This window comes from Zwartia sp., assembly GCF_049655405.1.
In the GTDB taxonomy this organism is placed as follows: Bacteria; Pseudomonadota; Gammaproteobacteria; order Burkholderiales; family Burkholderiaceae_B; genus Zwartia.
Genome location: NZ_JBASJR010000011.1, coordinates 196,262 through 221,613, shown reverse-complemented (window position 1 = coordinate 221,613; position 25,352 = coordinate 196,262). Strand labels below are relative to the sequence as shown.

The 25,352-nt window shown below is 53.4% G+C and carries 25 protein-coding genes; 15 read left to right on the top strand and 10 right to left on the bottom strand.

What is annotated here, in order from left to right; translation table 11 throughout:
* Nucleotides 1-11 precede the first annotated feature (11 nt).
* The 6 genes from WBJ47_RS08865 to WBJ47_RS08840 form a co-directional block, all read right to left on the bottom strand.
* A complete protein-coding gene (locus WBJ47_RS08865; protein ID WP_422245671.1) occupies nucleotides 12-920 on the bottom strand; it encodes an ABC transporter substrate-binding protein in 909 nt (302 codons plus the stop codon).
* A gap of 11 nt (nucleotides 921-931) precedes the next feature.
* Nucleotides 932-1,816: an alpha/beta fold hydrolase gene (locus tag WBJ47_RS08860; protein ID WP_422245670.1), complete on the bottom strand. Its 885-nt coding sequence runs from the start codon at nucleotides 1,814-1,816 to the stop codon at nucleotides 932-934.
* A 317-nt stretch (nucleotides 1,817-2,133) separates the two neighbouring features.
* On the bottom strand, nucleotides 2,134-2,880 hold the full coding sequence (locus WBJ47_RS08855; protein ID WP_422245668.1) for an enoyl-CoA hydratase/isomerase family protein: 747 nt from the start codon (nucleotides 2,878-2,880) through the stop codon (nucleotides 2,134-2,136).
* A 134-nt stretch (nucleotides 2,881-3,014) separates the two neighbouring features.
* On the bottom strand, nucleotides 3,015-3,719 hold the full coding sequence (locus WBJ47_RS08850) for a Bax inhibitor-1/YccA family protein (RefSeq protein ID WP_422245666.1): 705 nt from the start codon (nucleotides 3,717-3,719) through the stop codon (nucleotides 3,015-3,017).
* A 118-nt stretch (nucleotides 3,720-3,837) separates the two neighbouring features.
* A complete protein-coding gene (locus WBJ47_RS08845) occupies nucleotides 3,838-4,290 on the bottom strand; it encodes a DNA polymerase III subunit chi (protein WP_422245665.1) in 453 nt (150 codons plus the stop codon).
* Nucleotides 4,291-4,298: 8 nt separating this feature from the next.
* The gene (locus WBJ47_RS08840; RefSeq protein ID WP_422245663.1) at nucleotides 4,299-5,813 is read right to left on the bottom strand and encodes a leucyl aminopeptidase; all 1,515 of its coding nucleotides are present in this window, start codon (nucleotides 5,811-5,813) and stop codon (nucleotides 4,299-4,301) included.
* A gap of 213 nt (nucleotides 5,814-6,026) precedes the next feature.
* On the opposite strand from WBJ47_RS08840, the gene WBJ47_RS08835 reads away from it, so the two are divergent.
* Together WBJ47_RS08835 and WBJ47_RS08830 are read left to right on the top strand one after the other, a co-directional pair.
* Nucleotides 6,027-6,971, top strand: coding sequence for a CysB family HTH-type transcriptional regulator (locus WBJ47_RS08835; protein WP_422245661.1), 945 nt, complete (start codon nucleotides 6,027-6,029; stop codon nucleotides 6,969-6,971).
* 70 nt (nucleotides 6,972-7,041) lie between these two features.
* On the top strand, nucleotides 7,042-7,413 hold the full coding sequence (locus WBJ47_RS08830) for a DUF2325 domain-containing protein (RefSeq protein ID WP_422245660.1): 372 nt from the start codon (nucleotides 7,042-7,044) through the stop codon (nucleotides 7,411-7,413).
* On the opposite strand, the gene WBJ47_RS08825 is transcribed toward WBJ47_RS08830, so the two are convergent.
* A complete protein-coding gene (locus WBJ47_RS08825) occupies nucleotides 7,384-7,995 on the bottom strand; it encodes a C40 family peptidase (protein WP_422245659.1) in 612 nt (203 codons plus the stop codon). The genes WBJ47_RS08830 and WBJ47_RS08825 overlap by 30 nt on opposite strands.
* 114 nt (nucleotides 7,996-8,109) lie before the next feature.
* On the opposite strand from WBJ47_RS08825, the gene WBJ47_RS08820 reads away from it, so the two are divergent.
* From WBJ47_RS08820 to WBJ47_RS08800, 5 genes are all read left to right on the top strand, one after another.
* Complete coding sequence (locus WBJ47_RS08820; RefSeq protein ID WP_422245657.1) at nucleotides 8,110-9,996, top strand: propionate--CoA ligase; 1,887 nt, start codon at nucleotides 8,110-8,112, stop codon at nucleotides 9,994-9,996.
* Nucleotides 9,993-10,400 (top strand): GlcG/HbpS family heme-binding protein, encoded by a 408-nt coding sequence (locus WBJ47_RS08815; protein ID WP_422245656.1) that lies wholly within the window; start codon nucleotides 9,993-9,995, stop codon nucleotides 10,398-10,400. The genes WBJ47_RS08820 and WBJ47_RS08815 overlap by 4 nt, the downstream gene beginning before the upstream one ends.
* 65 nt (nucleotides 10,401-10,465) lie before the next feature.
* Entirely contained in the window at nucleotides 10,466-12,445 is a 1,980-nt protein-coding gene (acs, locus tag WBJ47_RS08810) for an acetate--CoA ligase (protein WP_422245655.1), read from the top strand.
* Between the two features lie 111 nt (nucleotides 12,446-12,556).
* On the top strand, nucleotides 12,557-13,015 hold the full coding sequence (locus tag WBJ47_RS08805; protein WP_422245654.1) for a CopD family protein: 459 nt from the start codon (nucleotides 12,557-12,559) through the stop codon (nucleotides 13,013-13,015).
* Nucleotides 13,016-13,086: 71 nt separating this feature from the next.
* The gene (locus tag WBJ47_RS08800) at nucleotides 13,087-13,938 is read left to right on the top strand and encodes a fumarylacetoacetate hydrolase family protein (RefSeq protein ID WP_424585349.1); all 852 of its coding nucleotides are present in this window, start codon (nucleotides 13,087-13,089) and stop codon (nucleotides 13,936-13,938) included.
* Between the two features lie 56 nt (nucleotides 13,939-13,994).
* On the opposite strand, the gene WBJ47_RS08795 is transcribed toward WBJ47_RS08800, so the two are convergent.
* From WBJ47_RS08795 to WBJ47_RS08785, 3 genes are read right to left on the bottom strand one after another with little or no spacing between them, the layout of a single operon-like run.
* On the bottom strand, nucleotides 13,995-14,930 hold the full coding sequence (locus tag WBJ47_RS08795) for an alpha/beta hydrolase (RefSeq protein WP_422244109.1): 936 nt from the start codon (nucleotides 14,928-14,930) through the stop codon (nucleotides 13,995-13,997).
* Nucleotides 14,931-14,964: 34 nt separating this feature from the next.
* Entirely contained in the window at nucleotides 14,965-15,252 is a 288-nt protein-coding gene (locus tag WBJ47_RS08790; RefSeq protein WP_422244110.1) for a cupin domain-containing protein, read from the bottom strand.
* 21 nt (nucleotides 15,253-15,273) lie between these two features.
* Nucleotides 15,274-16,920 (bottom strand): electron transfer flavoprotein-ubiquinone oxidoreductase, encoded by a 1,647-nt coding sequence (locus tag WBJ47_RS08785; protein WP_422244111.1) that lies wholly within the window; start codon nucleotides 16,918-16,920, stop codon nucleotides 15,274-15,276.
* Nucleotides 16,921-17,048: 128 nt separating this feature from the next.
* On the opposite strand from WBJ47_RS08785, the gene WBJ47_RS08780 reads away from it, so the two are divergent.
* The 8 genes from WBJ47_RS08780 to eno all read left to right on the top strand — a co-directional run bounded on the left by WBJ47_RS08780 (nucleotide 17,049) and on the right by eno (nucleotide 25,318).
* Nucleotides 17,049-17,498, top strand: coding sequence for an acyl-CoA thioesterase (locus WBJ47_RS08780; RefSeq protein WP_422244112.1), 450 nt, complete (start codon nucleotides 17,049-17,051; stop codon nucleotides 17,496-17,498).
* A gap of 33 nt (nucleotides 17,499-17,531) precedes the next feature.
* Entirely contained in the window at nucleotides 17,532-18,233 is a 702-nt protein-coding gene (locus WBJ47_RS08775; protein WP_422244113.1) for a CoA transferase subunit A, read from the top strand.
* A gap of 11 nt (nucleotides 18,234-18,244) precedes the next feature.
* A complete protein-coding gene (locus WBJ47_RS08770; RefSeq protein WP_422244114.1) occupies nucleotides 18,245-18,901 on the top strand; it encodes a CoA transferase subunit B in 657 nt (218 codons plus the stop codon).
* A 9-nt stretch (nucleotides 18,902-18,910) separates the two neighbouring features.
* Nucleotides 18,911-19,555 carry a VTT domain-containing protein gene (locus WBJ47_RS08765; RefSeq protein WP_422244238.1) on the top strand — a complete coding sequence of 215 codons (645 nt, stop codon included), beginning with the start codon at nucleotides 18,911-18,913 and terminating at the stop codon, nucleotides 19,553-19,555.
* Nucleotides 19,556-19,568: 13 nt separating this feature from the next.
* Entirely contained in the window at nucleotides 19,569-21,377 is a 1,809-nt protein-coding gene (locus tag WBJ47_RS08760; RefSeq protein WP_422244115.1) for an aminopeptidase P family protein, read from the top strand.
* A gap of 124 nt (nucleotides 21,378-21,501) precedes the next feature.
* Nucleotides 21,502-23,151 carry a CTP synthase gene (locus tag WBJ47_RS08755; RefSeq protein ID WP_422244116.1) on the top strand — a complete coding sequence of 550 codons (1,650 nt, stop codon included), beginning with the start codon at nucleotides 21,502-21,504 and terminating at the stop codon, nucleotides 23,149-23,151.
* Nucleotides 23,148-24,002, top strand: a complete 855-nt coding sequence (gene kdsA / locus WBJ47_RS08750; RefSeq protein WP_422244239.1) for a 3-deoxy-8-phosphooctulonate synthase — start codon at nucleotides 23,148-23,150, stop codon at nucleotides 24,000-24,002. Before WBJ47_RS08755 ends, kdsA begins: the two co-directional genes overlap by 4 nt.
* A gap of 29 nt (nucleotides 24,003-24,031) precedes the next feature.
* Entirely contained in the window at nucleotides 24,032-25,318 is a 1,287-nt protein-coding gene (gene eno, locus WBJ47_RS08745) for a phosphopyruvate hydratase (protein WP_422244117.1), read from the top strand.
* Nucleotides 25,319-25,352: the final 34 nt, after the last annotated feature.

The following is a 25,352-nucleotide window of genomic DNA, read 5'->3' as shown; positions in this document are numbered from 1 at the left end:
TCCGTTAAAGGCTAGTTGTTTGTTTGATCTAAGGGCGTGATGCAGGAGGCAAAGTCGATTTGTGTGCGGATGAAGCGTCCACTGTGCAGGCTATAAGACAATCGATCAAAGCCCGTTTTGGACATCTCAGGAGAGGTTGCCCACACACCATTGAGTAAATATCGCGCAATCGCCTGCTCAAGGTGCTCGGCACTGAGTTCAGGAAAAAAGGACTGAACATGTTTAGCAAGGATTGCGGGCGTCTGTGCATGCATCCAGGTCTGGAGTGTGCGCAGCACGTCGTAAAGAACGGTAAAGGCCGCATGATTCTTCGCCCAACCCTCGCGTGAACAAATCAGAGTTGTATAGACTGTCGGGCCGCGTGTGTGGGCCGCATACAGCACTTGATACGCAGGGTCGGTCAACAGTTCACTCGCGAGGGGCTCAAAGAGTTGAGCGACATCGAGTGTGCCTGCTTGAAGCGCTTGGATTTGTTCTGGCATGCTGAGGCCGCGTTGGAGTGACGCCTCGATTTCGGGGACATTCAAGCCAAGATCGCGCAGGTCAGCTTGCAGGCACAGCCAAGGTGTTGGGACTTCTGTGACTTGAGCCAGGCGCAGCTGTCTGAGTTGAGCAAGCTCAAAGCGTCCGAGTGTTTTTTTTCCAATTAAAAAAAATGGATCACGCGTGACCACTTCGCCGAAACATAAGAGGGATTGATCGTTGGAAGGCGTGGTGTCATGATCTTTCATGACACGCATGGGACCTCCCCAAGTCAAATCCACGGAGCCATTTTTAATCGCATCGATGGCGCCACCAGGCGAACCGGGTGGCAACCATGTCAGCGCAAGCCCCGCCTGCTCCGCGAGCCCAAGTGTTTTAAGTAAATAAAACGGTGTGTAAAAAATGGCTCTAAAGTTTTCGGCGAGAGTCAAAGTCATAGCGGACAACGTCAGTCCTTGATGCCGGTGATCGAGGCCACCATGGCGCGTGGATCACGCATCGGCCAACGACCGCTTGCTGCATGGCTAATAAAATTACCCACGATGTGATTGAACTCGTTGGGCATTTCGATATTCATTGTGTGACCGCAATTTGGCAAAATGGCCAAGGCAGCTGAAGGAATCGTTTCCTTAAGCATCAGTCCGGGTTTCAGACAAGGCCAGTCTTCGTCACCATTCAAAATCAAGGTTGGAACAGTCAGCTTGGCGAGCTGGTCTTTCAGGTTGTAAAGCGAGGGGCGCTCACGTTGCACACCGAGCTGTGTATTGGCCGAGCCGAGTGCGGAGTGGCCATAAAACTGTTGCTTAAACTCAGCAAAGCCGTGAGGATCCGCGCGCTCAAAGGAGAGGCGGGTGGGGCCGTGAGCATACTTGTCGACAAAGGCTTTCATGCCTTGGGTGAGCAACATGTCGGCGCTGGCTTCAGCTTCTTTTTTAAACTGCTCTTGCTGCTCGAGCTCAGCTCCGTAGCCGCAACCTGCGACACACAAGGACAAGGCGCGATTAGGATGTTGCAAACCAAAGTGCAGCGTGGCAAAGCCGCCCATCGACAAGCCGACAATGTGGGCTTTTTCGATTTTCAGATGATCCATCACGGCGATGATATCGGCCACGGCACGGTTCTGTGAGTACGAAGACACCTCGGGTGGGACGGACGAAGGAGGATAGCCACGTGCGTTGTAAGTAATCACTTGATATTGACGCGCAAAATGACGGACTTGTGGTTCCCAGCTTTCTTTGTGTCCAGCAAACTCATGCACAAAAATAATTGGGGTGCCCGAACCATAGGTTTCGTAGACTAGTTCAACGCCATCGTCAGTTTTTACGGTCAACATGAAGTTCTCCTAAGAAGGGGTCTAGCTTGGCATGAGGACGTCAGCAGCGTCAAGAGATCATGGTTGTTTTAGATGTTTTGCGCTTGAGGGGCACTGCCCTGTGCAAGACCGTCAGCGCAGCCAAGCCCAACGCAGAGGCCTTCGCACCAACAACGCCCTTGTCTGAGCCCCAACGGGGCGAGTTTGGGCGTTGTGCGAAGGCATCAAGGCGGGCGCAGGGAAGTCCGGGCAGCGCCCGGACCTAGCATCGGTCATGCACAGGGCAGTGCCCCGCAAGCGCAACCCGAGCAAATGTTTGTCTCAGCCAAGTGATGGGTTTACTTTTTTTTATTTAAAAATTTGGCAAATGCAGCTTGCGCTTCGGCAGACTTTAGTCGCTCATTGAAGTGCGCCCACTCGTAGTCGAAGGCGGCGTGTATTTTTGGGCGAAGGCTGTGCTTGAGCATGCGCTTGGAGGTTTGTAAGGCCTCGGGTGGGAGGGCAGCAAGCTCGTGTGCGGTGTCCAGGGCGGTCTGGAGTGCTTGGCCGGGTGCGCATAGCCCTGTAATGAAGTCGGCCTCCAATGCCTCTTGCGCAGAGAAGGGGCGTCCACGCAATAACCAGTCTGTGGCGCGACGGGTCCCAACGATTTGTGCCATCAGCATGCTGGAGGCACCCTCAGGGCACAAGCCCAGTGGGACGAAGGGGATTTTAAAGGTGACATTGTCAGCGGCGTAAATGAAGTCGCAGTGCTGCAGCATTGTCACGCCAATACCGATTGCGCTGCCTTCGATTGCAGCAACGATGGGGCAATCACAGTCTGCGAGACTACGCAGAAATTTAATCCCAGCACTATCGCCGTCAGGTCTGGGTGCTTGAAAATCTTTTAGATCATTGCCGGCGGTGAAGTAGTGGTTGGCACCCGTCAACACAATCGCTCGGATCTCTTTGTCATCGCCAGCCGCCCAAATGTGCTCGGCCAGGCCAAGGTAGGTCGGGACGTCCAAGGCATTGCGTCGCTCTGGGCGATTGATCGTGAGTGTGAGCACGCCGTTGTTTTTTTCAGCAAGGACAGTTTGAGTCATCGAGATAGATCCGAAATTGAAAACGTGATTGACAGTTGTAGCGCAAAATCGACAAATGAAAGTATTAAATGCGAAAGGCCCACCGAAGTGGGCCTCTTTTCCTCAGATCACTGCGTAGTCAGAACATTGCGAACTTAGTCCTTACTGCCGCCCACAATGCCGAGGATGGCCAAGAGGTTAGCAAAGACGTTGTAAACGTCCAAGTAGATTGCCAATGTGGCTGACACATAGTTGGTTTCGCCACCATTCACCACACGCTGCAGGTCGATCAGCATAAAGGCTGAGAAAATCACAATCGCCAGCACAGAGATCGTGAGCATCAGTGCAGGAATCTGCAAGAAGATGTTCGCAAGACCCGCGAGCAACAGGACAACTACGCCGATGAACATGAACTTGCTCAGGCCGGATAAGTCACGCTTGATGGATGTTGCCAACGTGGCCATGGTGCCAAACACGACGGCCGTGCCGCCAAAGGCAAACATCACCAAGGACGTGCCATTGCTCATGCCCAGGACAAAACCAAGCATGCGCGAGAGCATCAGACCCATGAAGAACGTAAACAACAGCAACAGTCCTACGCCCAGAGAGTTTTCTTTGTTTTTCTCAATGGCGAACATCAGACCGAAGGCGCCCACAAGAAAGACGATCGCAGTCATGCCAGGGCTGGTTGCCATGACTTGATTGAGACCGCTGTACATACCAACGGCAGCGCCGAGGACAGTTGGAATCAGTGAAAGTGCCAACAGCCAGTAGGTGTTGCGCAAAACCCGGTTGCGCACGACCTCGACTGGGCCCGTTTGGTAGGGGCTGCGGGATAATGTGGGGCGCGGATCGTTCATATCTATTTCCTTTCTCTTAATTGGACTTTAGGTGTCGTTGAACACCATCAGTCTATGACCGAAAGCATACCTTACAGTTCCCTGAAAGGCTAGGTTTCCTGCAAAGTGTAGGGATATTTTAGTCCTTGGCTTGAGTCGTACTCTGCAGAGAGTATGACTTAAGGTCATGACCGGCCGCTTGGTAACTGCGCCAACGTTGGCGAGCCGCCTCCTTGTCCTCTGGCTCGTCCGAGACAATTTCGAGTACGCGCTGGAGGGGACCACAGGTCGGCGGGCAGGCATCATCAAGGTTGAGTAACCATGTCTCAGGTGGCATACCCTCAAGCGCCTGCGCCAAGTCTTTGGTGACCAGCACAATAGGCGTTTGCGAGGCCATGGGATCTTCTGCCCAAACATGCGGCACAAAGGCAGCCTCATCAACGGCCCAAAGTTTTTGATCAAACTGACGCAGGCGAATGATATCGCTTGAGTACACCACCATTTTTTGACCTGCCAGATACTGTTTAAGTGTGGTCTGGCAGGCTTGGCTGATGCGTTCCGTCGCGCCAAAGGCGAAGTTAATACGCGCCATATTGAAATTTAGGCTTGGTTGAGTAGATACTGAACCAATAATGGCACAGGACGTGCTGTTGAGCCTTTTTCTTTACCGCCGCGCCAAGCAGTCCCTGCGATATCAAGGTGCGCCCAGCTGTACGCCTTGGTAAAGCGTGACAAGAAACACGCTGCAGTGACTGCACCCGCTGGAGGACCACCGATATTGGCCATATCGGCAAAGTTAGACTTCAGTTGATCCTGATAGGCCTCATCAAGCGGCATGCGCCAGGCAGGATCGAGTGCTTGTTTACCTGCGGTCAGCAAGGCTTCGGCTAATGCGTCATCAGTCGAAAAGAGTCCGGAATTGACGCCACCCAACGCCACGACGCACGCACCTGTCAGGGTCGCGATATCAATCACTGCCGAGGGTTTGAAACGCTCGGCGTAAGTCAATGCGTCACATAACACCAGACGGCCTTCGGCGTCTGTGTTCAAAATCTCGATCGTCTGGCCTGACATACTGGTCACCACATCACCAGGCTTGTTGGCGGTGCCACTTGGCATGTTTTCACAAGCAGGAATGAGTCCGATCACTTCGCCGGCGATTTCAATTTGGGCAATGGCACGGAAAGTTCCTAAGACGCTTGCTGCGCCGCACATGTCGAATTTCATTTCGTCCATCGTGCCAGCAGGTTTGATGGAGATGCCACCTGAGTCAAAGGTGATGCCTTTGCCAACTAGAACGACGGGGCCTTTTTCCTTGGCGCCTTTGGTTGTTTTCTTGGCAGAATCTTTGCCCTTGTAATGCATCACAATAAAGCGTGGTGCTTCTGCTGAGCCTTTGGATACGGATAAAAAGGATCCCATACCAAGCGCTTCGATTTGTTTGCGATCGAGTACGCTGACTTTGATGCTTTTGAACTCACGACCAAGTTTTTTTGCGGTATCGCCGAGATAAGTGGGGGTACACAAATTGCCAGGCATATTGCCAAGTGTTCGGGCCAGTGACATGCCTTGTGCGAGTGCCGCACCTTCTTTGAGTCCTTCGTTCGCAGTAGTTTGATCTGCCTTGGCCACTAAAACGGAGATTTTTTTAAGCTTAGGGCGTGCGTCGGCATCAGGTTTGCCGAAGCTCAAGTCGTAGTGGTAAGTCGCTTCGCCAGCAGAGGAGGAGGTAATACGCGCGCGGTCCCTCGGGGTGCTGGTGCCATAGGCAATCCCTGACAGACTGGAGGTGCCTTCAAGGAGGCGTGCCTGGACGCAAAAATGTGCAAAAGCGCGTTCTGCGCTCGCCTGAGCCTTGGCGCTGAAATCAGCTTGTTTGCCGAGTCCAACCAATACGACGCGTGCAGCGGTGACGCCTGTCAGGTCGCGCAACACAAGGGTGGAACCCAGGCGGCCTTGAAACTCGCTTTTAACGACTGCGCGAACAGCACCTTGGCTCGCACGGTCGATGATGTCTGCGGTGGTGCTGAGAATGCCATCAGTAAAGACGCCAATCGCAAGCGCTGCAGTTTTGATTTGATGGGGAGAGACGGTGACGTGTGTGCTGAAATCCATAGGTCCTGCCTGTAAATAAACGTAATGATGTGAACATGCGAATAGCCTGATTATCTCGCATGTTTTAGGCTTGCGGTTGAATCACCAGGGTGCTTTCCGCATGCTGGCTGCATGCATGAATGATGAGTTGATCATAAAGATAATAGCTTATGCAAATAAGTTATTTAGATTATTTTCTATATTACTTATAATCGTGTTTAGAGGAGAGTCAACATGAATTTGCAGCAGTTTCGATTTGTCCGTGAAACCATTCGCAGAGATTACAACCTGACCGAGGCGGCACGCAGTTTGTTTACCTCGCAACCGGGTGTATCCAAGGCTATTTTAGAGTTCGAGGACGAACTCGGGGTGCAGATTTTTGAGCGCCATGGCAAGCGTATCAAGGGGTTGACCAAGCCCGGTAAAGCGGTGGCGCAGGTTGTTGAGCGCATCATGCAGGAAATCGACAACCTCAAGAAAGTCAGCGACGAATTTGCGAGACGAGACGAGGGGAGTCTGGTGATTGCTTGTACGCACACGCAAGCGCGTTACGTGTTGCCCAAGGTGATTCCGACATTTCGCCAACATTTTCCTAAAGTCCATCTCTCTCTGGCTGAAGGGAGTCCTCCACAGCTGGCACAAATGGTGCTCAGTGGTCAGGCCGATCTGGCAGTGGCGACCGAGTCCCTCGCGTTGACGCCAGGGCTAGAGACCATGCCTTGTTATGTCTGGGAGCACGCTGTGGTGGTCAAGTCCGACCATCCCTTGGCTGCGTTATCGCTAAAAAAGGGCTTTGAGCTCACGCTCGAGCATATCGCAAGCTATCCAATCGTGACGTATGACAAAGCCTTTTCGGGGCGACTGTCGATTGACCGTGCGTTTGAGGCCCAGAGCATTCGACCTGACGTGGTGTTAGAGGCGATTGATGCGGATGTGATTAAAACCTACGTGGATGTCGGCTTGGGTATCGGCATTATTGCGGGGATGGCTTATGAGCCTGCGCGCGATAGCCATCTGGTGAGTCTTCCCGCTGGTCATTTGTTTGGTAAGCAGACAACCAAAGTGGCACTCAAATCAGGTGTGTTCCTGCGTGACTATGTATACACCTTTATTTCGATGCTCAATCCGGAACTAGATGCTGAGCGGGTACGTAATTTGATCGAAAGTAAACAAGAATGAGTATTATTACGCTTGCTATTTAAATAAGAATCATTATCATTTAGTCTGTCTCTATTTATTAGGAGCAGACATGATTCCAGTACTTAGCCGTTCACAACTCCATCGACCTGCGCTCAGCGCTGTCGTAGTCGGGGCAGATCGCCTCGGCAATATCCCGAATCTTTTGCGTGGTCACAACATCGCCATTACCCACCATATCAGTGGTCGGGACCCTGCACATCAAAAAAAGACGCTTGCGCTGCCCAGCGGGACACAAATCGTGATTCTTTTGACGGACTTTTTAGGCCATAACGTGATGAAAACGTTTAGGAATGCAGCGCAAAAGTCTGGTGTAAAAGTCGTGGCGTGCCGACGCAGCGTGTGTGCGATGCAGCAAGCTCTCGAGCAGTGTGGTTTGTGTCAGTGCGCTGGATCAGCGCGATGCGAGCAGGGTCGGGTCTAGGCGACGGGCGCCTGTATAACGGGCCGTCCAGTAGCGTTGTTTCATGTCTTCGATCCGAACCACGCTTCCGCGGGTAGGAGAATGGACAAATTTGTCCTGTCCTAGATACACACCCACATGGGAATAACGGGTACCCAAGGTGTTAAAGAACACGAGATCACCGACTTGAAGGTCTTTTTTGCTGACGGTATCGCCGAACTTAGCGATGTCGTCGGCACGGGGTGGGAGTTTGAGACCAAGCGAGCGTTGAGCAGAATAGACAATCAAACCGCTGCAATCAAAACCCGTTTCAGGTGACTTGCCACCCCATTTGTAGCGAATACCTAACTGGTTCAGTGCCTGATTGGCGAGGGGGTGATCAATCAGCCCCAAGCCAGCTACATATTGGGGACCCGCGGCAAAAGCACCGATCGGATCGGCGGAGTTGCGCCAGTCAGAGCTCGACCGAATACCCTTTCCTGAGCCATCTTGAGCACAGCCAGACAACACTGCAACACCCAAGCACACCGACATCACGCGGATGCTTTGCAGCAGGCGAGATGAAAAAAGGGTACTTGTTTGTGCGGTGGATTTGACCGTCATCGTTCAGGTTTACTCAGTAAAAAAAAGCAAATGGAAAGGCTCGTGCAAGCTTTAGCTGCCACAATAGTAGTACAAAAAGCCACAGAATTCCAAAAAAAGTAGTCGGAGACAGTCATGCAGGTGATCAAAAGCACTCACCAAAGCTCCCTGAATGAGAGGGATCAGTTCTGGTCAAAAGAGGCGCAACTTGTCCATTGGGAAACACCTTTTGAGCAAGTTTTAGACTTTTCCAACCCTCCGTTTGCCAAGTGGTATGTGGGTGGCAAGACAAATTTATGTTTTAACGCAGTCGATCGATGGCTGGACGCGCAGGCAGACGAGCCTGCCTTGATCTGGGTATCGACCGAGGTCGATCAAGAGCAAATCTACACTCGTCGCCAAATCTACCAGGAAGTCAATGCAGTGGCTGCGATGTTGGTCGCTCAGGGAGTCGGGCAGGGAGATCGAGTCCTGATTTATATGCCCATGGTGCCTGCGGCAGTGTTTGCGATGCTAGCCTGTGCACGCTTGGGGGCCATTCATTCGGTTGTGTTTGGTGGCTTTGCCTCGGTCAATCTCGCACAACGCATTGATGATGCCGCCCCAAAGGTCATCATTTGTGCAGATGCGGGCTCACGCGCTGGCAAAGTGACCCCTTATAAGCCCCTGATGGATAAGGCGATCTCCTTATCGACACGCCCGCCAGAGAAAGTCATCGTCGTGAATCGTGGCTTGTATCCCTTCGAACCCGTTGCCGGCCGTGATCTGGACTATGACGCCTTGCGAAAGGAGTTTGATGGCGTTGAGGTACCAGTCACCTGGTTGGAGTCCTCTTCACCAAGCTACGTGCTGTATACCTCCGGTACAACGGGAAAGCCAAAGGGCGTTCAGCGGGACACGGGTGGCTATGCGGTGGCGCTGGCCTCTTCAATGCAGCGAATTTTTAACGGTAAACCTGGCGATACCTATTTGTGCACCAGCGATATCGGCTGGGTGGTGGGGCATTCCTATATTGTGTATGGCCCCTTGATTGCTGGTCAGACCACAATTTTGTATGAGGGCACACCGGTGCGCCCGGACGGTGGCATTCTCTGGAGCTTGGTTGAGCGATTTAAAGTCAATACGATGTTTTCTGCTCCGACCGCGATTCGTGTTTTAAAAAAGCAAGATCCCGCACTGCTCAAAAAATATGATCTTTCTAGCCTGCGTGCTCTCTATATGGCAGGCGAGCCCCTTGATGAGCCCACCGCCCAATGGATTGCGGAGGGGTTGGGCAAGCCGATCATTGACAATTACTGGCAAACCGAGACGGGATGGCCGATTTTGGCTGCTCAGCCCGGTATCGAGCAGGTTCAGACAAAGTTCGGTAGTCCGTCGTTTCCCGTCTACGGTTTTGACGTTCGAGTGCTCAATGAGCAAACAGGCGAAGATCTGGGCCCGGATGAAAAAGGCGTCGTGGCGATCGTTCCGCCTTTGCCCCCCGGTGCCATGACCACCATCTGGGGGGATGATGCCCGATTCGTGGATACTTATTTTTCCTCTATTCCCGGACGTAAGGTGTACTCGACCTTTGACTGGGGACTGGTCGACAAAGAAGGCTACTGGTTTATTTTGGGCCGCACCGACGACGTGATTAATGTGGCGGGGCATCGTTTGGGGACCAGAGAAATTGAAGAGTCGATCAATAGTCATCCCGCGGTCGCCGAGTCGGCCGTGGTGGGAATTGCTGACGCACTCAAGGGCCAGGTCGCAGTAGGCTTTGCGGTGTTGCGCGATCCGACCCAGTACGTGGATGCGGCCGCGAACATGAAGCTTGAAGGCGACATTATGAAATTGGTCGATGAGCAACTTGGCCCTGTCGCGCGACCTGCTCGTGTTCGTTTCGTCACAGCACTGCCTAAAACGCGGTCTGGTAAAGTTCTCCGCCGGGCCATTGTGGCGGTGTGCGAAGGGCGCGACCCGGGCGATCTCACCACAATTGAAGACCCAAGTGCACTTGAACAAATTAAGGATTCACTATGAAAACCAAAGTTGTATTGACCGATGCGGATGTTTCACTGATTCTCGATGCGGCGAAAGCCCATGCCCATCAACATAAATGGGCCGTGACGATCGCCGTAGTGGACGACGGCGGACACATGCTCGGCATGCAGCGCCTGGATGGTGCCAACACAATTTCGGCCTACATTGCGCCCGCCAAGGCCCACACGGCTGCGATGGGCGCCCGCGAGTCCAAGATTTACGAGGATGTCATTAACAAAGGCCGGATGTCCTTTTTGTCCGCACCTTTGTTACAGGGCATGCTTGAGGGCGGCTTGCCGATTCTTGTGGATGGCGTGACGATCGGAGCGGTTGGCGTATCGGGTGTGCAGTCCCATGAGGATGCTCAGATCGCAGCTGCAGGCATCGCTGCTTTAAAAATTTAACTGTCGACATTAAGTTGTATTGATCAAACCCACTTCCTACCGGATGAAAGAGGAGACTCCCTTTTATGTCTAATTCGATTGAATCAGTAATGATCGAGACGCGCGTTTTTCCACCCCCAGCGGAATTCGCTAAGCAAGCCAATGTCTCGCAGGCGGCTGGTTACACGGCATTGCTTGAGGAGTCCGACCGGGATCCGGAAGGTTTCTGGGGACGTCTGGCACGCGAGGAGTTGCACTGGAATAAGCCCTTTACCAAAGTGCTGGATGAATCACGCGCGCCTTTCTATGAGTGGTTTGGCGACGGTGAGCTCAATGTGTCCGCGAACTGTCTGGATGCGAATCTGAAAAATGGTAATGCGAATAAAGTCGCGATCATTTTTGAGTCGGACAGTGGTGATGTTCAAAAAGTGACCTACCAGCAACTGTACGAACGCGTGTGCCAGTTTGCAAATGGTTTGAAATCATTGGGCTACAAGGCCGGCGATCGCTCGATTATTTATTTGCCCATGTCTGTCGAGGCAGTTGTTGCGATGCAGGCTTGCGCCCGTCTCGGGATTACACACTCGGTCGTGTTTGGTGGTTTTTCCTCCAAAAGCTTGCATGAACGTATTACCGACGTGGGTGCCACGCTCGTGATTACAGCTGACGAGCAGATGCGCGGCGGCAAGGCGATCGCGCTCAAACCGGCGGTCGACGAGGCCCTTGGCATGGGCGGTTGCGAGGCTGTGCGACATGTCGTCGTTTACAAGCGTACGGGCGGCAAGATCGCCTGGGATGCCAAGCGCGATGTGTGGATGGACGCGTTGTCGGAAAATCAGGCCAAAGAATGTCCGGCTGTGCCTGTCAATGCGGAGCATCCGCTGTTCATTTTGTATACCTCGGGCTCGACTGGCAAACCAAAGGGTGTGCAGCACTCTTCTGGTGGCTATTTGCTGTGGGCAAAAATGACCATGAAGTGGGTCTTTGACGCCAAGGCAAATGATGTGTTCTGGTGTACTGCAGATGTGGGCTGGGTGACAGGTCACACTTACATCGCCTATGGTCCGTTGGCTGCCGGCATGACACAGATTGTGTTCGAAGGTGTGCCAACCTATCCAGATGCTGGCCGTTTCTGGAAAATGATTCAGGATCACAAGGCGACGATTTTCTATACGGCACCTACGGCGATTCGTTCGTTGATCAAGGCCTCAGAGGCCACTGAAGCCCATCATCCAAAGTCTTACGACTTGAACAGTTTGCGTTTGCTCGGTTCAGTGGGTGAGCCCATCAATCCTGAAGCTTGGATGTGGTATCACAACAATGTCGGGGGCGGACGTTGTCCGATCGTCGATACGTGGTGGCAGACTGAGACGGGTGGTCACATGATTACACCTTTGCCAGGCTCGACTCCGCTCAAGCCTGGCTCCTGTACGACGCGTTTGCCAGGCATCACGGCTGCCATTGTGGACGAAACGGGTGGGGATGTTGAGGCGGGTCACGGAGGCTTTCTGGTGATTAAGCGTCCCTGGCCATCCATGATTCGTAACATCTGGGGTGATCCCGATCGCTTTGTTAAAAGCTATTTCCCGCCAGAGCTCGGTGGCTATTACCTTGCGGGAGATGGTGCCCAGTGTGACAAGGATGGCTGTTTCTGGATCATGGGTCGTATTGATGACGTGTTGAACGTTTCAGGTCATCGCTTGGGCACGATGGAGGTTGAGTCAGCCTTGGTGGCCCATCCGATGGTGGCAGAGGCTGCTGTCGTAGGACGTCCTGATGACACCACCGGTGAGGCTGTCGTGGCCTTTGTCGTGCTCAAGCGTACGCGTCCCGAAGGCGACGAGGCGATTGCGCTTGGCAAAGAGTTGCGCAATTGGGTCGCCAAGGAAATCGGACCGATCGCTAAACCAAAAGAAATTCGCTTTGGTGACAATTTACCCAAGACACGCTCAGGCAAAATCATGCGTCGGTTGTTGCGTGTCGTGGCCAAGGGTGAAAAAGTCACGCAGGATGTGTCCACCCTGGAAAATCCTGCAATTTTGGATCAGCTATCCACACCTGTATAAATACCGAATAGCCACATGAGGTGTAGGTTTAAAGGGTCTCGAAAGAGACCCTTTTTTGTTGTGCTGAGCAAATGAGAGGTAGACTGCAACTCACCTATTTTGGAGATGATCATGACGATTGCAATTTTGCTTGTGCTGCACTTGTTGGCTGCGTTGATTTGGGTGGGCGGAATGTTTTTCGCGCACAGTGCGTTGCGTCCAACCGCGGCTGAGGTGTTGCAACCCCCTGAGCGTCTGACATTGTTGTGTGGTGTTTTCAAGCGATTTTTTATTTGGGTCAAGGTATCGATCGTCGTGTTGTATGTCACGGGCTTTGGTCTCATTTCACTGATGGGATCGCAAGCCAAGCTTGGCGGACACGTGCATGCGATGGTATTGCTTGCGGTGGTGATGACTGTGATTTTTGGCTATATCTATGCCCGCCCATTCAAGAAGCTCAAGCTTGCGGTCGCAGACAAGCACTGGCCGGTAGGTGCTCAGGGACTTGGACAAATCCGTGCGTTGATGTTGACGAATCTTGTGCTTGGTATCGTGACGGTTGTGATCGGTGCAGGCGGGCGTTATTTTTGATTGTTTGCGACTGATTGATTTGGCTTCGTGTTAGCTGTTAAATTGCGAAGGCATTCAACCAAGGAGAAGCAATGAAACTCGTACGTTACGGCGCGAAAGGCAAAGAAAAGCCCGGCCTGATCGACAAAGAAGGCAAGTTACGCGACTTGTCTGGCGTGGTGTCAGACATCACAACCGAGCAGCTGTCCTCAGCGGCACTGGCCAAGCTCGCCAAAATCAAGACGAGCACATTGCCACTGGTCAAAGGCAAGCCACGCTACGGCGTGCCGCTCGCCAATGTCGGCAAGTTTTTGGCGATTGGTTTGAACTACTCGGATCATGCGGCCGAAGCCGGTATGCCCTGTCCAAAAGAGCCCATCATCTTCTTTAAGGCCGATACAAGTTTGTCCGGCCCCAATGACAAGGTGATGTTGCCCAAAGGCTCCAAAAAGTCAGACTGGGAAGTCGAGCTCGCTTTCGTGATTGGTAAAAAAGCCCGATACGTCAGCAAGAAAGACGCACTGAAATATGTTGCAGGATATTGCTTGGTTAACGATATTTCTGAGCGCGAGTATCAACTCGAACGAGGCGGTACTTGGGATAAGGGTAAAGGTTGCGATACCTTTGGCCCAGTCGGCCCCTGGTTGGTCACGACTGACGAAATCAAAGATCCACAAAAACTGGATATGTGGCTCGATGTGAACGGCAAGCGTTTTCAGACCGGCAACACCAAGACCATGATTTTCGATGTGGCGACGATTGTGAGCTACGTGAGCGAGTTCATGACCTTGATGCCTGGTGACATCATCACGACGGGTACGCCTCCTGGTGTTGGCATGGGCGTCAAACCCAAGCCACGCTATCTCAAGGCGGGCGACGTCATGACACTAGGTATCCAAGGTCTGGGCGAGCAGCGTCAGGAAGTGATCGCGTTTAAAAAGTAAGACTTTCAATGTAGACAAAAAAAGACAGCCCTCGGGCTGTCTTTTTTTTTGTGAGATCAGAACCTGTCGCGCAAGGCCTGAGAGCAGAGTTTGACGGCCGTGTTGGCTTCGTCAAGGATCCGCCCTAGCGGGACAAAGCCATGAATCTGACGCTCAAAGCAAACATATTGCGTGGGGACCCCCGCTGTTGATAGCTTGTCGGCATAGGCATAACCCTCATCACGCAAGGGATCGTAGCCGGCTGTGAGCACAAAGGCAGGCGGCAAACCGGAGTGATCAATGGCTAGCATCGGCGAGGCGCGCCAGTCTTGGCGCATCCACGTCTCAGGCATGTAATGTCCGTAAAAGTAATCCATCGAATCTCGGGTGAGCAAATAACCCTGACCATTGGTGCGCATCGAGTCGCGCTCGCAGCTCGCATCGGTGACGGGGTAGATCAGTAGTTGCAAAACGGGCTTGAAGGCTCCGTCTTGTTTGAGCGCCAGGGCAACGACTGCCGCCAGTTGGCCGCCTGCGCTATCGCCACCCACTGCAATCCGCGCGGCATCAATTTTTAGTGTGGATGCGTGTGCATGCACCCATTTTGTCGCAGCGATACAGTCATCCGCAGCGGCAGGAAAAATGTGCTCGGGAGCGAGTCGATAGTCGACGGAAAACACGGCGCATTGGGCTTGATTGGAAAGCGTGCGACACAGCACATCGTGCGTCTCGAGATCGCCAATCACATGACCACCACCATGGTAATAAACCAGGGCAGGCAAGCTTGCCGTCGCTGTCGAGCCCAGCGGTCGGTAGTGGCGCACCGTGATCGCACCTGCTGGACCTGAAATCTTGATATCGAGAGCTTGCGCAACCTCTGGCGCATCGGGCTGGCTAAAAAAGCGCCGCTCGGCGTAGAACTGCCGAGCTTGCACAGGCTCTGTTGTGTGAACCGGGGGAATCCCTTTTTCAACAACGAGATCAATCAGGGCCTTGGCTTGTGGATCGAGCATGACATTGTTTCCGAAAAAGGGGTTGAGAGTCGATTTAGCGTATTTCGATCTCTACAAAGACCACTTCGTGATCGCTTGCGTTGATCACATTGTGATTGACGCCGGCGCCACGGGTATAGGACTTGCCAAGAACCAAGGGAAACTCCTTGAGACCGTCAGGTGTTTCGAGATGAAGCAGACCGTTGGTTGTGGGGACCACCACATAGTCGTGGCCATGGGTGTGCCAGCCCGTCTCGGCACCGGGGGCGAAACGCCACTCGGTGACGATGACGCGGTCATTGTCGATCTGAGTGGTTGGCGTGGCTTGAGGACGTGTTGTCATGGTGTGTGTTTCCTGTGGAAATTACATGCCGGTGTAGACCGGACCCTCACCACCTTGTGGTGTGACCCAAACGATGTTTTGTGTGGGGTCCTTGATGTCGCAGGTTTTGCAATGTACGCAATTTTGCGCATTGATCTGCAAACGATCTGCACCCTGGTCGTCCTTGATGTATTCGTACACGCCCGCTGGACAGTATCGCGCCTCAGGCCCCCCGAACTTCGCCAAGTTGATGGATACCGGGACAGACGCATCCTTGAGGGTCAAGTGGATGGGCTGATTTTCCTCGTGATTGGTGTTGGAGATAAACACCGAGCTCAAACGATCAAAGGTCAGTACGCCATCTGGTTTTGGATAGTCGATCTTGACGCAGTCCGCGGCCGGCTTGAGGCAGGCGTGGTCAGGTTTGTCGCGATGGATGGTCCAGGGCATATTGCCCTTGAGCAACCATTGCTCAATGCCGGTCATCAGCGTACCGATGGAACGGCCTTTTTTGAACCACTGTTTGAAGTTACGCGCTTTGTTCAGCTCGGTATGCAACCATGAGCTTTCGAAAGCGGCCGGGTAAGCTGGCAGTTCGTCGCGGCTGCGCTCGGCGACCAAGGCGTCGAACGCGGCTTCGGCGGCCATCATGCCGGATTTGATCGCGGCGTGACTGCCCTTGATGCGTGACGCATTCAGGAAGCCGGCTTCGCAGCCGACCAGCGCGCCACCAGGGAATACTAACTTGGGCAAGGACAATAAACCGCCTGCGGTAATCGCACGCGCACCATAGGCAATGCGCTTGCCGCCTTCGAAGGTGCCGCGAATGGCAGGGTGTGTTTTATAACGCTGGAATTCTTCAAACGGAGAAATCCAGGGGTTGGCGTAATCCAGACCGACCACCATGCCGACAGCGACCAGATTGTCTTTGAGGTGATAAAGGAAGGAGCCGCCATACGTATCCGCATCCAGTGGCCAGCCCGCGGTGTGCACCACCAGACCTGGACGGGATTTGGAGGGTTCGACCTCCCAGAGTTCTTTGATGCCGATCCCGTAGCTTTGCGGGTCGCGGTTCTGGTCGAGTTTGAATTTTTCGATGAGCTGACGGCCGAGCTGACCGCGCGCGCCTTCGGCGAAGATGGTGTATTTGGCGTGCAACTCCATTCCGGGCTGATACTGGTCCGTGGGTTGACCATCGCGACCCACGCCCATGTCGCCGGTGGCGACACCACGTACAGCGCCTTTGTCGTCGTACAGAACTTCGGCCGCGGCAAAGCCGGGGAAGATTTCGACGCCAAGGGCTTCGGCTTGCTCGCCCATCCAGCGTGCGACGCTGCCTAAGCTAACGATGTAGTTGCCGTGGTTTTGAAAACACTCTGGCAGCAGCCAGTTAGGTGTTTTTTGTGATCCAGTCGGGGATAAAAACAGGAACTCATCTTCGGTGACCGCTGTGTTGAGCGGTGCACCCATGGCTTTCCAGTCGGGCAGCAGTTCGGTCAGCGCCTTGGGGTCCATGATGGCGCCAGACAAAATGTGGGCGCCGATCTCGCTGCCTTTTTCAAGTACACAGACCGAAATCTCGTGATTGCGCTCTGCGGCAAGCTGTTTAAGTCGGATGGCTGTTGCCAGGCCGCCTGGGCCTCCACCTACGACGACAACGTCGTATTCCATCGATTCACGTTCGGACATGAGAGTCTCCCTGCTTCCAAGTATGATGTTTGATTGAGGTGGATTGTATTGCACGCTTGAGACGTTTGAAGGCTGCTCGCCTTGCAAAGGCATGAACTGACCCTTTTGCTGTTGATGTGGAGAAGATTGTGGTGCAACCCGAAGGCTCGGCCCGCACGCTTGAGGTGGGCGATATTTTTGACTTTGACCTGCCGATGCGCTGGGCGGACGCAGATCCGCTCAATCATCTCAATAATGCCAACTATTTTCGCTATATGGAAGAGGGGCGAATCAGGATGTTTGTTGAGGGGCGTGTCCAGCAGAGCGCCCGTTTTAGTCCTGTTGTGGTCCATTGCGCGTGTGACTTTAAAAAACCGATTACGTATCCCGCTCTGATCCGGGTGAGCCATCGTGTGGAGCGCATTGGCCGCTCTAGTATGGAGCATGCGGTTGACTTATCCATCGTGCATCCTGAGGGGCTTGAACTATGCGCGCAAGGAAAATCAATCATGGTCTGGATGGATTTTGAATTAAACCGTGGCCATCCGTGGCCAGAAGACGTCTTGCAGGCCTTGGCAAGCTGTATAAATCGTCGATAATCAAATTTAGGTGACCTTCAAGGAGTCGTTCTGATGAACAAGCTGTATCCAAGCGCAAAAGACGCGCTGACCGGTATTTTGAAAGATGGCCAGACCATCGCTGTGGGTGGTTTCGGACTGTGCGGGATTCCGGAGGCCTTGATCGCCGCCGTCAAAGATCTTGGCGTTCAAAATTTGACCTGCATCAGCAATAACGCGGGTGTGGATGGTTTTGGCCTGGGTATTTTGCTCGAGTCCCGACAAGTACGCCGCATGATCGCGTCTTATGTCGGCGAAAACAAAGAATTTGAGCGTCAATACTTGGCTGGCGAGCTTGAGCTTGAGTTCACACCTCAGGGCACCTTGGCCGAGCGTTTGCGCGCCGGTGGCTCTGGAATTCCCGCCTTTTTTACTAAAACAGGCGTCGGCACGATCGTGGCAGAGGGCAAAGAAGTCCGCGAATTTGATGGGCAGCAGTACATCATGGAGCGCGCCTTGGTGCCCGAAGTGTCCTTAGTCAAAGCTGAAGTTGCAGACCGCAGCGGTAATTTGATGTTTAGTAAGACCGCGCGCAACTTTAATCCGCCTGTCGCGATGGCTGGAAAACTCACAGTCGTCGAGGTCGAGCGTATTGTTGAAAACGGCGAACTCGAACCCGAAAACATTCATTTGCCCGGTATTTACGTGCATCGCATTGTGATCAATGCAACGCCTGAAAAGCGTATTGAGCAACGTATCGTTCGCGCGGCGAGCTAAGGAGAACAAAGATGGCATGGACTCGTGATGAAATGGCCGCGCGTGCAGCGCGTGAATTAAAAGATGGTTTTTATGTGAACTTGGGAATTGGATTGCCCACCATGGTGGCCAACCATGTGCCAGAAAACATGGAAGTTTGGCTGCAGTCTGAAAATGGTTTGCTCGGGATTGGGCCTCATCCGCTTGAAAGTGAAGTCGATCCTGATTTGATTAATGCAGGCAAGCAGACGGTCACTACGTTGCCGGGCTCAGCGATTTTTTCTTCCGCCGATTCGTTTGGCATGATCCGTGCTGGCAAGATCAATCTCGCTATTTTAGGCGCGATGCAAGTCTCAGAGACAGGCGATCTGGCGAACTGGATGATCCCCGGCAAAATGGTCAAGGGCATGGGCGGCGCGATGGATCTGGTCGCCGGTGTGGGGCGCGTCATCGTGCTGATGGAGCACGTCGCGCACAAAAAAGACGGCACGACTGATTTGAAACTGTTGCCTAAATGCACCTTGCCACTGACGGGTGTTGGCGTGATCGACATGGTCATTACCGATCTGGGTGTCATGGAAGTGACTCCAAACGGTCTCAAATTGCTTGAGCTTGCGCCGGGCGTCAGCGTGGACGAGATCCAGTCAAAGACTTCTGCCAAGCTGGATGTTTCAGCGCTCAAAGGATAATTCGGCGTGATGGATTTTCTTTCGATGGCGATCGATATGATGATGCATATCGATCGCACGATGCTGCAATTTATCGAGCAGCATGGCGCGTGGATTTACGTATTGTTAGTCGCCATTATTTTTGCCGAAACCGGTTTGGTATTTGCCAGCTTGTTACCGGGTGATTCCTTATTGTTTGTCGCGGGCGCGATTTGTGCCATGGGAAAAATGGACCTGCCGTTGCTGATGTTGTTGTTAACAACGGCCGCGATTGTGGGAGATGCGGTGAACTACTCGGTGGGACGCTGGTTTGGCAAAGCACTGATTGCTCGGACTCGGTTGGTCAATCCAGCGAGGTTGGCCTATACCCAAGGCTTTTTTGACCGGTATGGCGGTCAGACGATCGTCATTGCGCGCTTTTTGCCAATCGCTCGTACGATGGCGCCCTTTGTGGCAGGTTTTGCCAAAATGGAGCCCAAAAAGTTTTTCTTCTTTAATGTTTCTGGTGGCATTCTTTGGGTGGTTTCCTTGACTGCAGCAGGTTATTGGTTCGGAAACTTGCCTTTTGTACGTGACAATCTGACCGCCGTGATTTTAGGCATCATCATTGTTTCTTTGCTGCCAGGCGTGATTGCTGTGTTGCGTGCAAAGTTTTCCAAACCCAAGACTCTCTAACTTCAAGCCAGCGATGAACACTTCCGCTCTTAGTCCACTCGAGGCACTGGCAGCACTGCGTCGCTGCATGCAGCAGGCCCATGTTGATGCCTGTCTGATCCCTTCGGCAGATCCACACTTGTCCGAATACTTGCCTGCTTATTGGCAAATCAGGCGTTGGCTGACTGGGTTTACCGGGTCGGTTGGCACGGTTGTGGTGACGCAAGACTTTGCGGGTATTTGGGTGGACAGTCGTTATTGGGTACAAGCCGAGGCTGAGCTCGCGGGTTCGGCGGTCACGCTGATGAAAATTGGTGTGGCCACGGATCCTGCGCATGCCGCATGGCTGGGGGCGAATGTCCCTAGTGGCGGGGTGGTGGCGGTGGATGGTCGAGCGCTCGGTTTAGCCGCGCGTGAGGCGTTGCAAGAACAGTTAGCTGCACGTGCCATCAAACTCGACTTATCCCTCGATCTTCCGGGTCAGTGTTGGTTGGACCGTCCAGCGTTACCGACAGCGCCTATCCGTGATCTGCCGGTTGCTTATGCGGGCCAGACAAGGCAGGAAAAGCTTGCCCAAGTACGCGCCGAGATGACGCAGCGGGGCGCCCAGTGGCATCTCATTTCGACCTTGGACGACATTGCATGGCTGCTCAATTGTCGCGGTGCGGATGTGAGTTTCAATCCTGTGTTTTTGGCGCATGTACTGATTGGGCCTGAGCGCGTATTGCTGTTTGTGCTGCCTGAAAAGATCGATGTCGCCTTGGCCCAGCTTCTGGCTGGCGACGGCATTGAGGTGCGCCCTTATCAAGAGGCTGCGCAGACCCTTTCTGAGCTAGAAGCGCAGGCGTGTCTGTTGTTTGATCCGGCGCGCACAACCTGTGCGTTGATCGATCGTGTGTCTTGCCGGTTGGAGCGTGCGATCAATCCCAGTACATTTTTCAAGTCACAAAAAACGGCTTTTGAGCTCAGTCACGTCCGTCGCGTGATGGAGGACGATGGTGCGGCCTTGTGTGCGTTTTTTGTCTGGCTGGAGGATGCGATTGCGCGTTGTGACGCTGTCCCGCTGAATGAGTTGATGATTGATGACCAGCTCATCGCGCAACGAAGTCAGCAGCCAGGCTTTATTTCACGTAGTTTTGGCACGATTGCCGCCTATAACAGCAATGGTGCGATGCCTCACTATCGGGCAACGCCTGAGTCTTTTGCCGTGATTGCCGGGGATGGCTTGCTCCTGATTGACTCGGGGGGGCAGTATGTGGGGGGCACGACCGATATTACGCGTGTTGTTCCCGTCGGGCAGCCAACTGCTGCCCAAAAAGACGACTACACCGCGGTGCTACAAGCCATGATTGCGCTGTCTCGACTGAGATTTCCGCGTGGCGTGGCGTCTCCTATGCTTGATGCCGTTGCGCGTGCGCCTTTGTGGGCACGGCTCGCCGAATACGGTCATGGAACAGGGCATGGCGTCGGGTATTACTTAAATGTTCATGAGGGGCCGCAAGTCATTTCATATCGTGCGGCACCGGGTCCTCACACTGCCATGCAGCCAGGCATGATCACCTCAAACGAGCCGGGACTCTATCGCCCAGGTCGTTGGGGCATTCGGATCGAAAATCTGGTGGCCAATATTTCGGCAGGAACATCCGAGTTTGGCGAATTCCTTGAGTTTGAAACGCTGACACTTTGCCCGATCGATACACGTTGTGTCCAACTGACTCAGATGAGACAGGATGAGATTGACTGGCTCAACGCCTATCATGCAGAGGTTCGCCGACGTTTGACGCCAAAGGTGTCCGGTCCCGCGCTGGAGTGGCTATTGCATCGGACAGAACCCATCGCCTAAAAACCTCTTTGTCGTGCTAGGCGCGAAATTTTGTAGATAAATCCACTCGGGTTTTCCGCAAAAGGGAGTCAGGCGGCTATAATCCAAATTTCCCGCATACGCCTCGTAATGGGGCGTCAAACACATGACCAAATTTGTCTTTGTAACCGGTGGTGTGGTGTCCTCGCTTGGCAAGGGCATCGCCGCTGCGTCTCTGGCCGCCATCCTCGAGTCCCGTGGCCTGCAGGTCACCCTGCTCAAACTCGATCCCTATATCAACGTTGATCCTGGCACCATGAGCCCGTTTCAGCATGGCGAAGTCTTCGTGACCGAAGACGGTGCTGAAACCGATCTCGACCTCGGACATTACGAGCGATTCATTTCCTCAAAAATGCGCAAGGTCAATAACTTTACGACAGGCCAGATTTACGAATCCGTGCTGCGCAAAGAGCGACGTGGCGATTATCTGGGCAAAACTGTCCAGGTCATTCCCCATATCACCAATGAAATTCAGGACTTTATCGCCCGTGGCGCTGAGCAGTCCTGGAATGGTGCGACGGATGTTGCGATTGTTGAAATCGGCGGTACGGTAGGTGATATCGAGTCCTTGCCGTTTCTTGAGGCTGCTCGTCAGATGAGTCTGCGACTGGGGCGCAACAATGCCGCCTTTATCCACCTCACGCTGGTACCGTTTATCGCCTCTGCGGGCGAGCTCAAGACCAAGCCTACCCAGCATTCCGTCCAAAAGCTTCGCGAAATTGGCATCATTCCGCACGCGCTGCTATGCCGCGCGGATCGTCCGATTCCAGACGAAGAGCGCGCCAAAATCTCCTTGTTTTCGAATGTCCCCCTTGATGCGGTAATTTCCGTTTGGGACGCAGATTCGATCTACAAAATCCCGTCCATGCTGCACAAGCAAGGTCTGGACAATCTGATTTGTGAGGTGCTGAACCTCAACCCGCCGGCCGCTGATTTGTCGATGTGGGACAACTTGGTCTATCGACTGGAGCACCCCGAGCGTGAAGTCCGCATTGCCATGGTGGGCAAGTATGTCGATCTGACCGAATCTTACAAATCCTTGACCGAGGCCTTGATTCACGCCGGTATCCATACCAAATCCCGCGTCAAGGTCGAGTACATCGATTCAGAAAGCATTGAGGAAAGTGGTGTGGAGGTGCTTAAGCCTTTTGATGCCATTTTGGTACCCGGTGGTTTTGGTAAACGTGGCACCGAAGGCAAAATAGCCGCGATTCGTTTCGCCCGAGAAAATAACGTGCCTTACTTGGGTATTTGCCTAGGTATGCAGCTGGCTGTGATTGAGTTCGCTCGCGATGTGGCGGGTTTAGAGCATGCCAACAGCACAGAGTTTGACCCAGTATCTCCTCATCCTGTGGTGGCGTTGATTACTGAGTGGCTGGATCGCGAAGGGGTATCTGAAAAGCGTGACTCGCAATCGGACATGGGCGGCACGATGCGTAAAGGCTCACAAAAGTGTCCGGTCAAGCCGGGTTCGCTGGCCCATCAGATTTATGGCCCAGATGTGAACGAGCGACATCGTCACCGTTATGAAGTCAACAATATTTATGTGCCGCGTCTCGAAAAGGCTGGGTTGGTGATCAGTGCCCGAACTCCAACTGAAAATCTTCCTGAAATCATGGAGTTGCCCAATCACCCCTGGTTTGTTGGTGTGCAATTCCACCCCGAATTCACCTCAACGCCCAGAGATGGTCACCCCTTATTCACGAGCTACATCAATGCTGCGCTGGCGCATCAGTCGCAGCGTAAGGACGCCTGATGAAGTTGTGCGGATTCGATATTGGCCTGGACAAGCCTTTTTTCCTGATTGCGGGCCCGTGTGTGATTGAGTCACGTCAAATGGCCTTCGATACAGCAGGCCAGCTCAAAGAGATCACGTCTGCGTTAGGGATCCCATTTATTTACAAGAGCTCGTTTGACAAGGCCAATCGTAGCTCTGGCACCTCTTATCGTGGTCCAGGCATGGAAGAGGGTTTGCAGATCTTGGCAGAAGTGCGCGCCGAGCTCAACGTGCCTGTGCTCACGGATGTGCACGACAAGGATCAGGTCAAGGCAGTCGCCTCTGTTGTCGATGTGTTGCAAACTCCTGCCTTTCTTTGTCGTCAAACAGACTTCATCGAAGCGTGTGCCGCAAGTGGTAAGCCCGTCAATATCAAAAAGGGCCAGTTTCTCGCGCCCCATGACATGTTGCAGGTCGTCAACAAAGCCCGTCACGCCGCGCGTCAAGCGGGTGTCGCCGAGGACATCATGGTCTGCGAGCGCGGTGTTTCTTTTGGCTATAACAACCTCGTTTCCGACATGCGCTCACTTGCGATCATGCGTGAAACTCAATGTCCCGTCGTATTTGATGCCACACATTCGGTGCAGCTGCCTGGTGGGCAAGGAACCTCCTCGGGAGGTCAGAGAGAGTTTGTCCCTGTCTTGGCGCGTGCGGCTGTTGCAGCGGGTATTTCTGGCCTCTTTATGGAAACACACCCCAATCCTGCTCAGGCGATGTCCGATGGACCCAATGCAGTGCCACTGGGTCTGATGAAAAGTTTGCTAACAACCTTGGTTGAGCTCGATCGTGTCGTGAAGCGGCAGGGATTTCTCGAGTCACAATTTACGTAAAAGAATTTTTACTTTTAGGAAAGATAGACATGAGTGCAATCGTAGATATCATTGGTCGTGAAATTCTTGACTCACGCGGCAACCCGACAGTCGAATGTGACGTCTTGCTCGAGTCAGGTGCCATGGGCCGTGCGGCAGTGCCTTCGGGCGCGTCGACGGGTAGTCGTGAGGCGATCGAGTTGCGTGATGGTGACAAAGCACGCTACCTCGGTAAAGGTGTGTTGCGCGCGGTCGAAAATATCAATACAGAGATCTCTGAGGCCTTGATGGGCTTGGATGCGCAGGAGCAAACCTTCCTGGATCGCACCTTGATTGAATTGGACGGCACAGAAGGCAAGTCACGCTTGGGCGCCAATGCTATTTTGGCCGCCAGCATGGCGGTGGCGCGCGCTGCAGCGGATGAGTCTGGCTTGTCGCTCTATCGTTACTTTGGTGGTAGCGGTCCAATGAGCATGCCTGTGCCGATGATGAACGTGATTAATGGCGGCGCACATGCCAACAATACGCTCGACATGCAAGAGCTGATGATTTTGCCAATCGGTGCGACGAGCTTTCGCGAAGCCATGCGTATGGGTGCCGAAACATTTCATGCACTCAAGAAAATCATTAACGATCAGGGCATGTCGACAGCGGTGGGTGACGAAGGCGGTTTTGCACCAAACGTCGCCAACCACGAAGCTGCGATTCAATTGATTTTGCGCGCGATCGAAAATGCAGGCTATGAGCCTGGTACGCAGATCGCGTTGGGACTGGACTGTGCAGCCTCCGAGTTTTACCGTGACGGCAAATACACCCTGCAAGGCGAGGGTGGTGTGTCGTTGTCATCCGAAGAACTCACCAATTTGTTGGCCACCTGGGTGGACAAATATCCCATCATTTCGATCGAAGATGGCATGGCTGAAAACGACTGGGCTGGCTGGAAGCACCTGACCGAAAGACTGGGTCGCAAGGTTCAGTTGGTGGGCGACGATTTGTTTGTGACCAACACCAAAATCCTCAAGCAAGGCATTGATCAGGGCATCGCAAATTCGATTTTGATCAAAATCAATCAGATCGGCACGCTGACCGAGACGTTTGCTGCGATTGAAATGGCCAAACGCTTTGGTTACACCGCCGTGGTCTCCCATCGCTCCGGTGAAACAGAAGACTCAACGATTGCTGATATCGCGGTTGCGACCAATGCGATGCAAATCAAAACCGGCTCTTTGTCGCGTTCTGATCGCATGGCCAAGTACAACCAGTTGTTGCGCATTGAGGAAGAGCTCGCCGAAGTGGCGACTTATCCCGGTCGCGACGCTTTTTATAACCTGCGCTAATCGACCTGCCGGGGCGGCTCGCCGCCCCCGTGCA

Bases quoted from the DNA above. Each gene is read 5' to 3' on its own strand.
- eno (WP_422244117.1), top strand. From the start codon at position 24,032: ATGAGTGCAATCGTAGATATCATTGGTCGTGAAATTCTTGACTCACGC.
- WBJ47_RS08765 (WP_422244238.1), top strand. From the start codon at position 18,911: ATGGATTTTCTTTCGATGGCGATCGATATGATGATGCATATCGATCGC.
- WBJ47_RS08815 (WP_422245656.1), top strand. From the start codon at position 9,993: ATGAAAACCAAAGTTGTATTGACCGATGCGGATGTTTCACTGATTCTC.
- WBJ47_RS08830 (WP_422245660.1), top strand. From the start codon at position 7,042: ATGATTCCAGTACTTAGCCGTTCACAACTCCATCGACCTGCGCTCAGC.
- WBJ47_RS08795 (WP_422244109.1), bottom strand. From the start codon at position 14,930: ATGCTCGATCCACAAGCCAAGGCCCTGATTGATCTCGTTGTTGAAAAA.
- WBJ47_RS08760 (WP_422244115.1), top strand. From the start codon at position 19,569: ATGAACACTTCCGCTCTTAGTCCACTCGAGGCACTGGCAGCACTGCGT.
- WBJ47_RS08845 (WP_422245665.1), bottom strand. From the start codon at position 4,290: ATGGCGCGTATTAACTTCGCCTTTGGCGCGACGGAACGCATCAGCCAA.
- WBJ47_RS08775 (WP_422244113.1), top strand. From the start codon at position 17,532: ATGAACAAGCTGTATCCAAGCGCAAAAGACGCGCTGACCGGTATTTTG.
- WBJ47_RS08860 (WP_422245670.1), bottom strand. From the start codon at position 1,816: ATGTTGACCGTAAAAACTGACGATGGCGTTGAACTAGTCTACGAAACC.
- WBJ47_RS08865 (WP_422245671.1), bottom strand. From the start codon at position 920: ATGACTTTGACTCTCGCCGAAAACTTTAGAGCCATTTTTTACACACCG.
- WBJ47_RS08855 (WP_422245668.1), bottom strand. From the start codon at position 2,880: ATGACTCAAACTGTCCTTGCTGAAAAAAACAACGGCGTGCTCACACTC.
- WBJ47_RS08835 (WP_422245661.1), top strand. From the start codon at position 6,027: ATGAATTTGCAGCAGTTTCGATTTGTCCGTGAAACCATTCGCAGAGAT.
- WBJ47_RS08755 (WP_422244116.1), top strand. From the start codon at position 21,502: ATGACCAAATTTGTCTTTGTAACCGGTGGTGTGGTGTCCTCGCTTGGC.
- WBJ47_RS08770 (WP_422244114.1), top strand. From the start codon at position 18,245: ATGGCATGGACTCGTGATGAAATGGCCGCGCGTGCAGCGCGTGAATTA.
- acs (WP_422245655.1), top strand. From the start codon at position 10,466: ATGTCTAATTCGATTGAATCAGTAATGATCGAGACGCGCGTTTTTCCA.
- WBJ47_RS08805 (WP_422245654.1), top strand. From the start codon at position 12,557: ATGACGATTGCAATTTTGCTTGTGCTGCACTTGTTGGCTGCGTTGATT.
- WBJ47_RS08790 (WP_422244110.1), bottom strand. From the start codon at position 15,252: ATGACAACACGTCCTCAAGCCACGCCAACCACTCAGATCGACAATGAC.
- WBJ47_RS08785 (WP_422244111.1), bottom strand. From the start codon at position 16,920: ATGTCCGAACGTGAATCGATGGAATACGACGTTGTCGTCGTAGGTGGA.
- WBJ47_RS08840 (WP_422245663.1), bottom strand. From the start codon at position 5,813: ATGGATTTCAGCACACACGTCACCGTCTCTCCCCATCAAATCAAAACT.
- WBJ47_RS08850 (WP_422245666.1), bottom strand. From the start codon at position 3,719: ATGAACGATCCGCGCCCCACATTATCCCGCAGCCCCTACCAAACGGGC.
- WBJ47_RS08800 (WP_424585349.1), top strand. From the start codon at position 13,087: ATGAAACTCGTACGTTACGGCGCGAAAGGCAAAGAAAAGCCCGGCCTG.
- WBJ47_RS08825 (WP_422245659.1), bottom strand. From the start codon at position 7,995: ATGACGGTCAAATCCACCGCACAAACAAGTACCCTTTTTTCATCTCGC.
- WBJ47_RS08820 (WP_422245657.1), top strand. From the start codon at position 8,110: ATGCAGGTGATCAAAAGCACTCACCAAAGCTCCCTGAATGAGAGGGAT.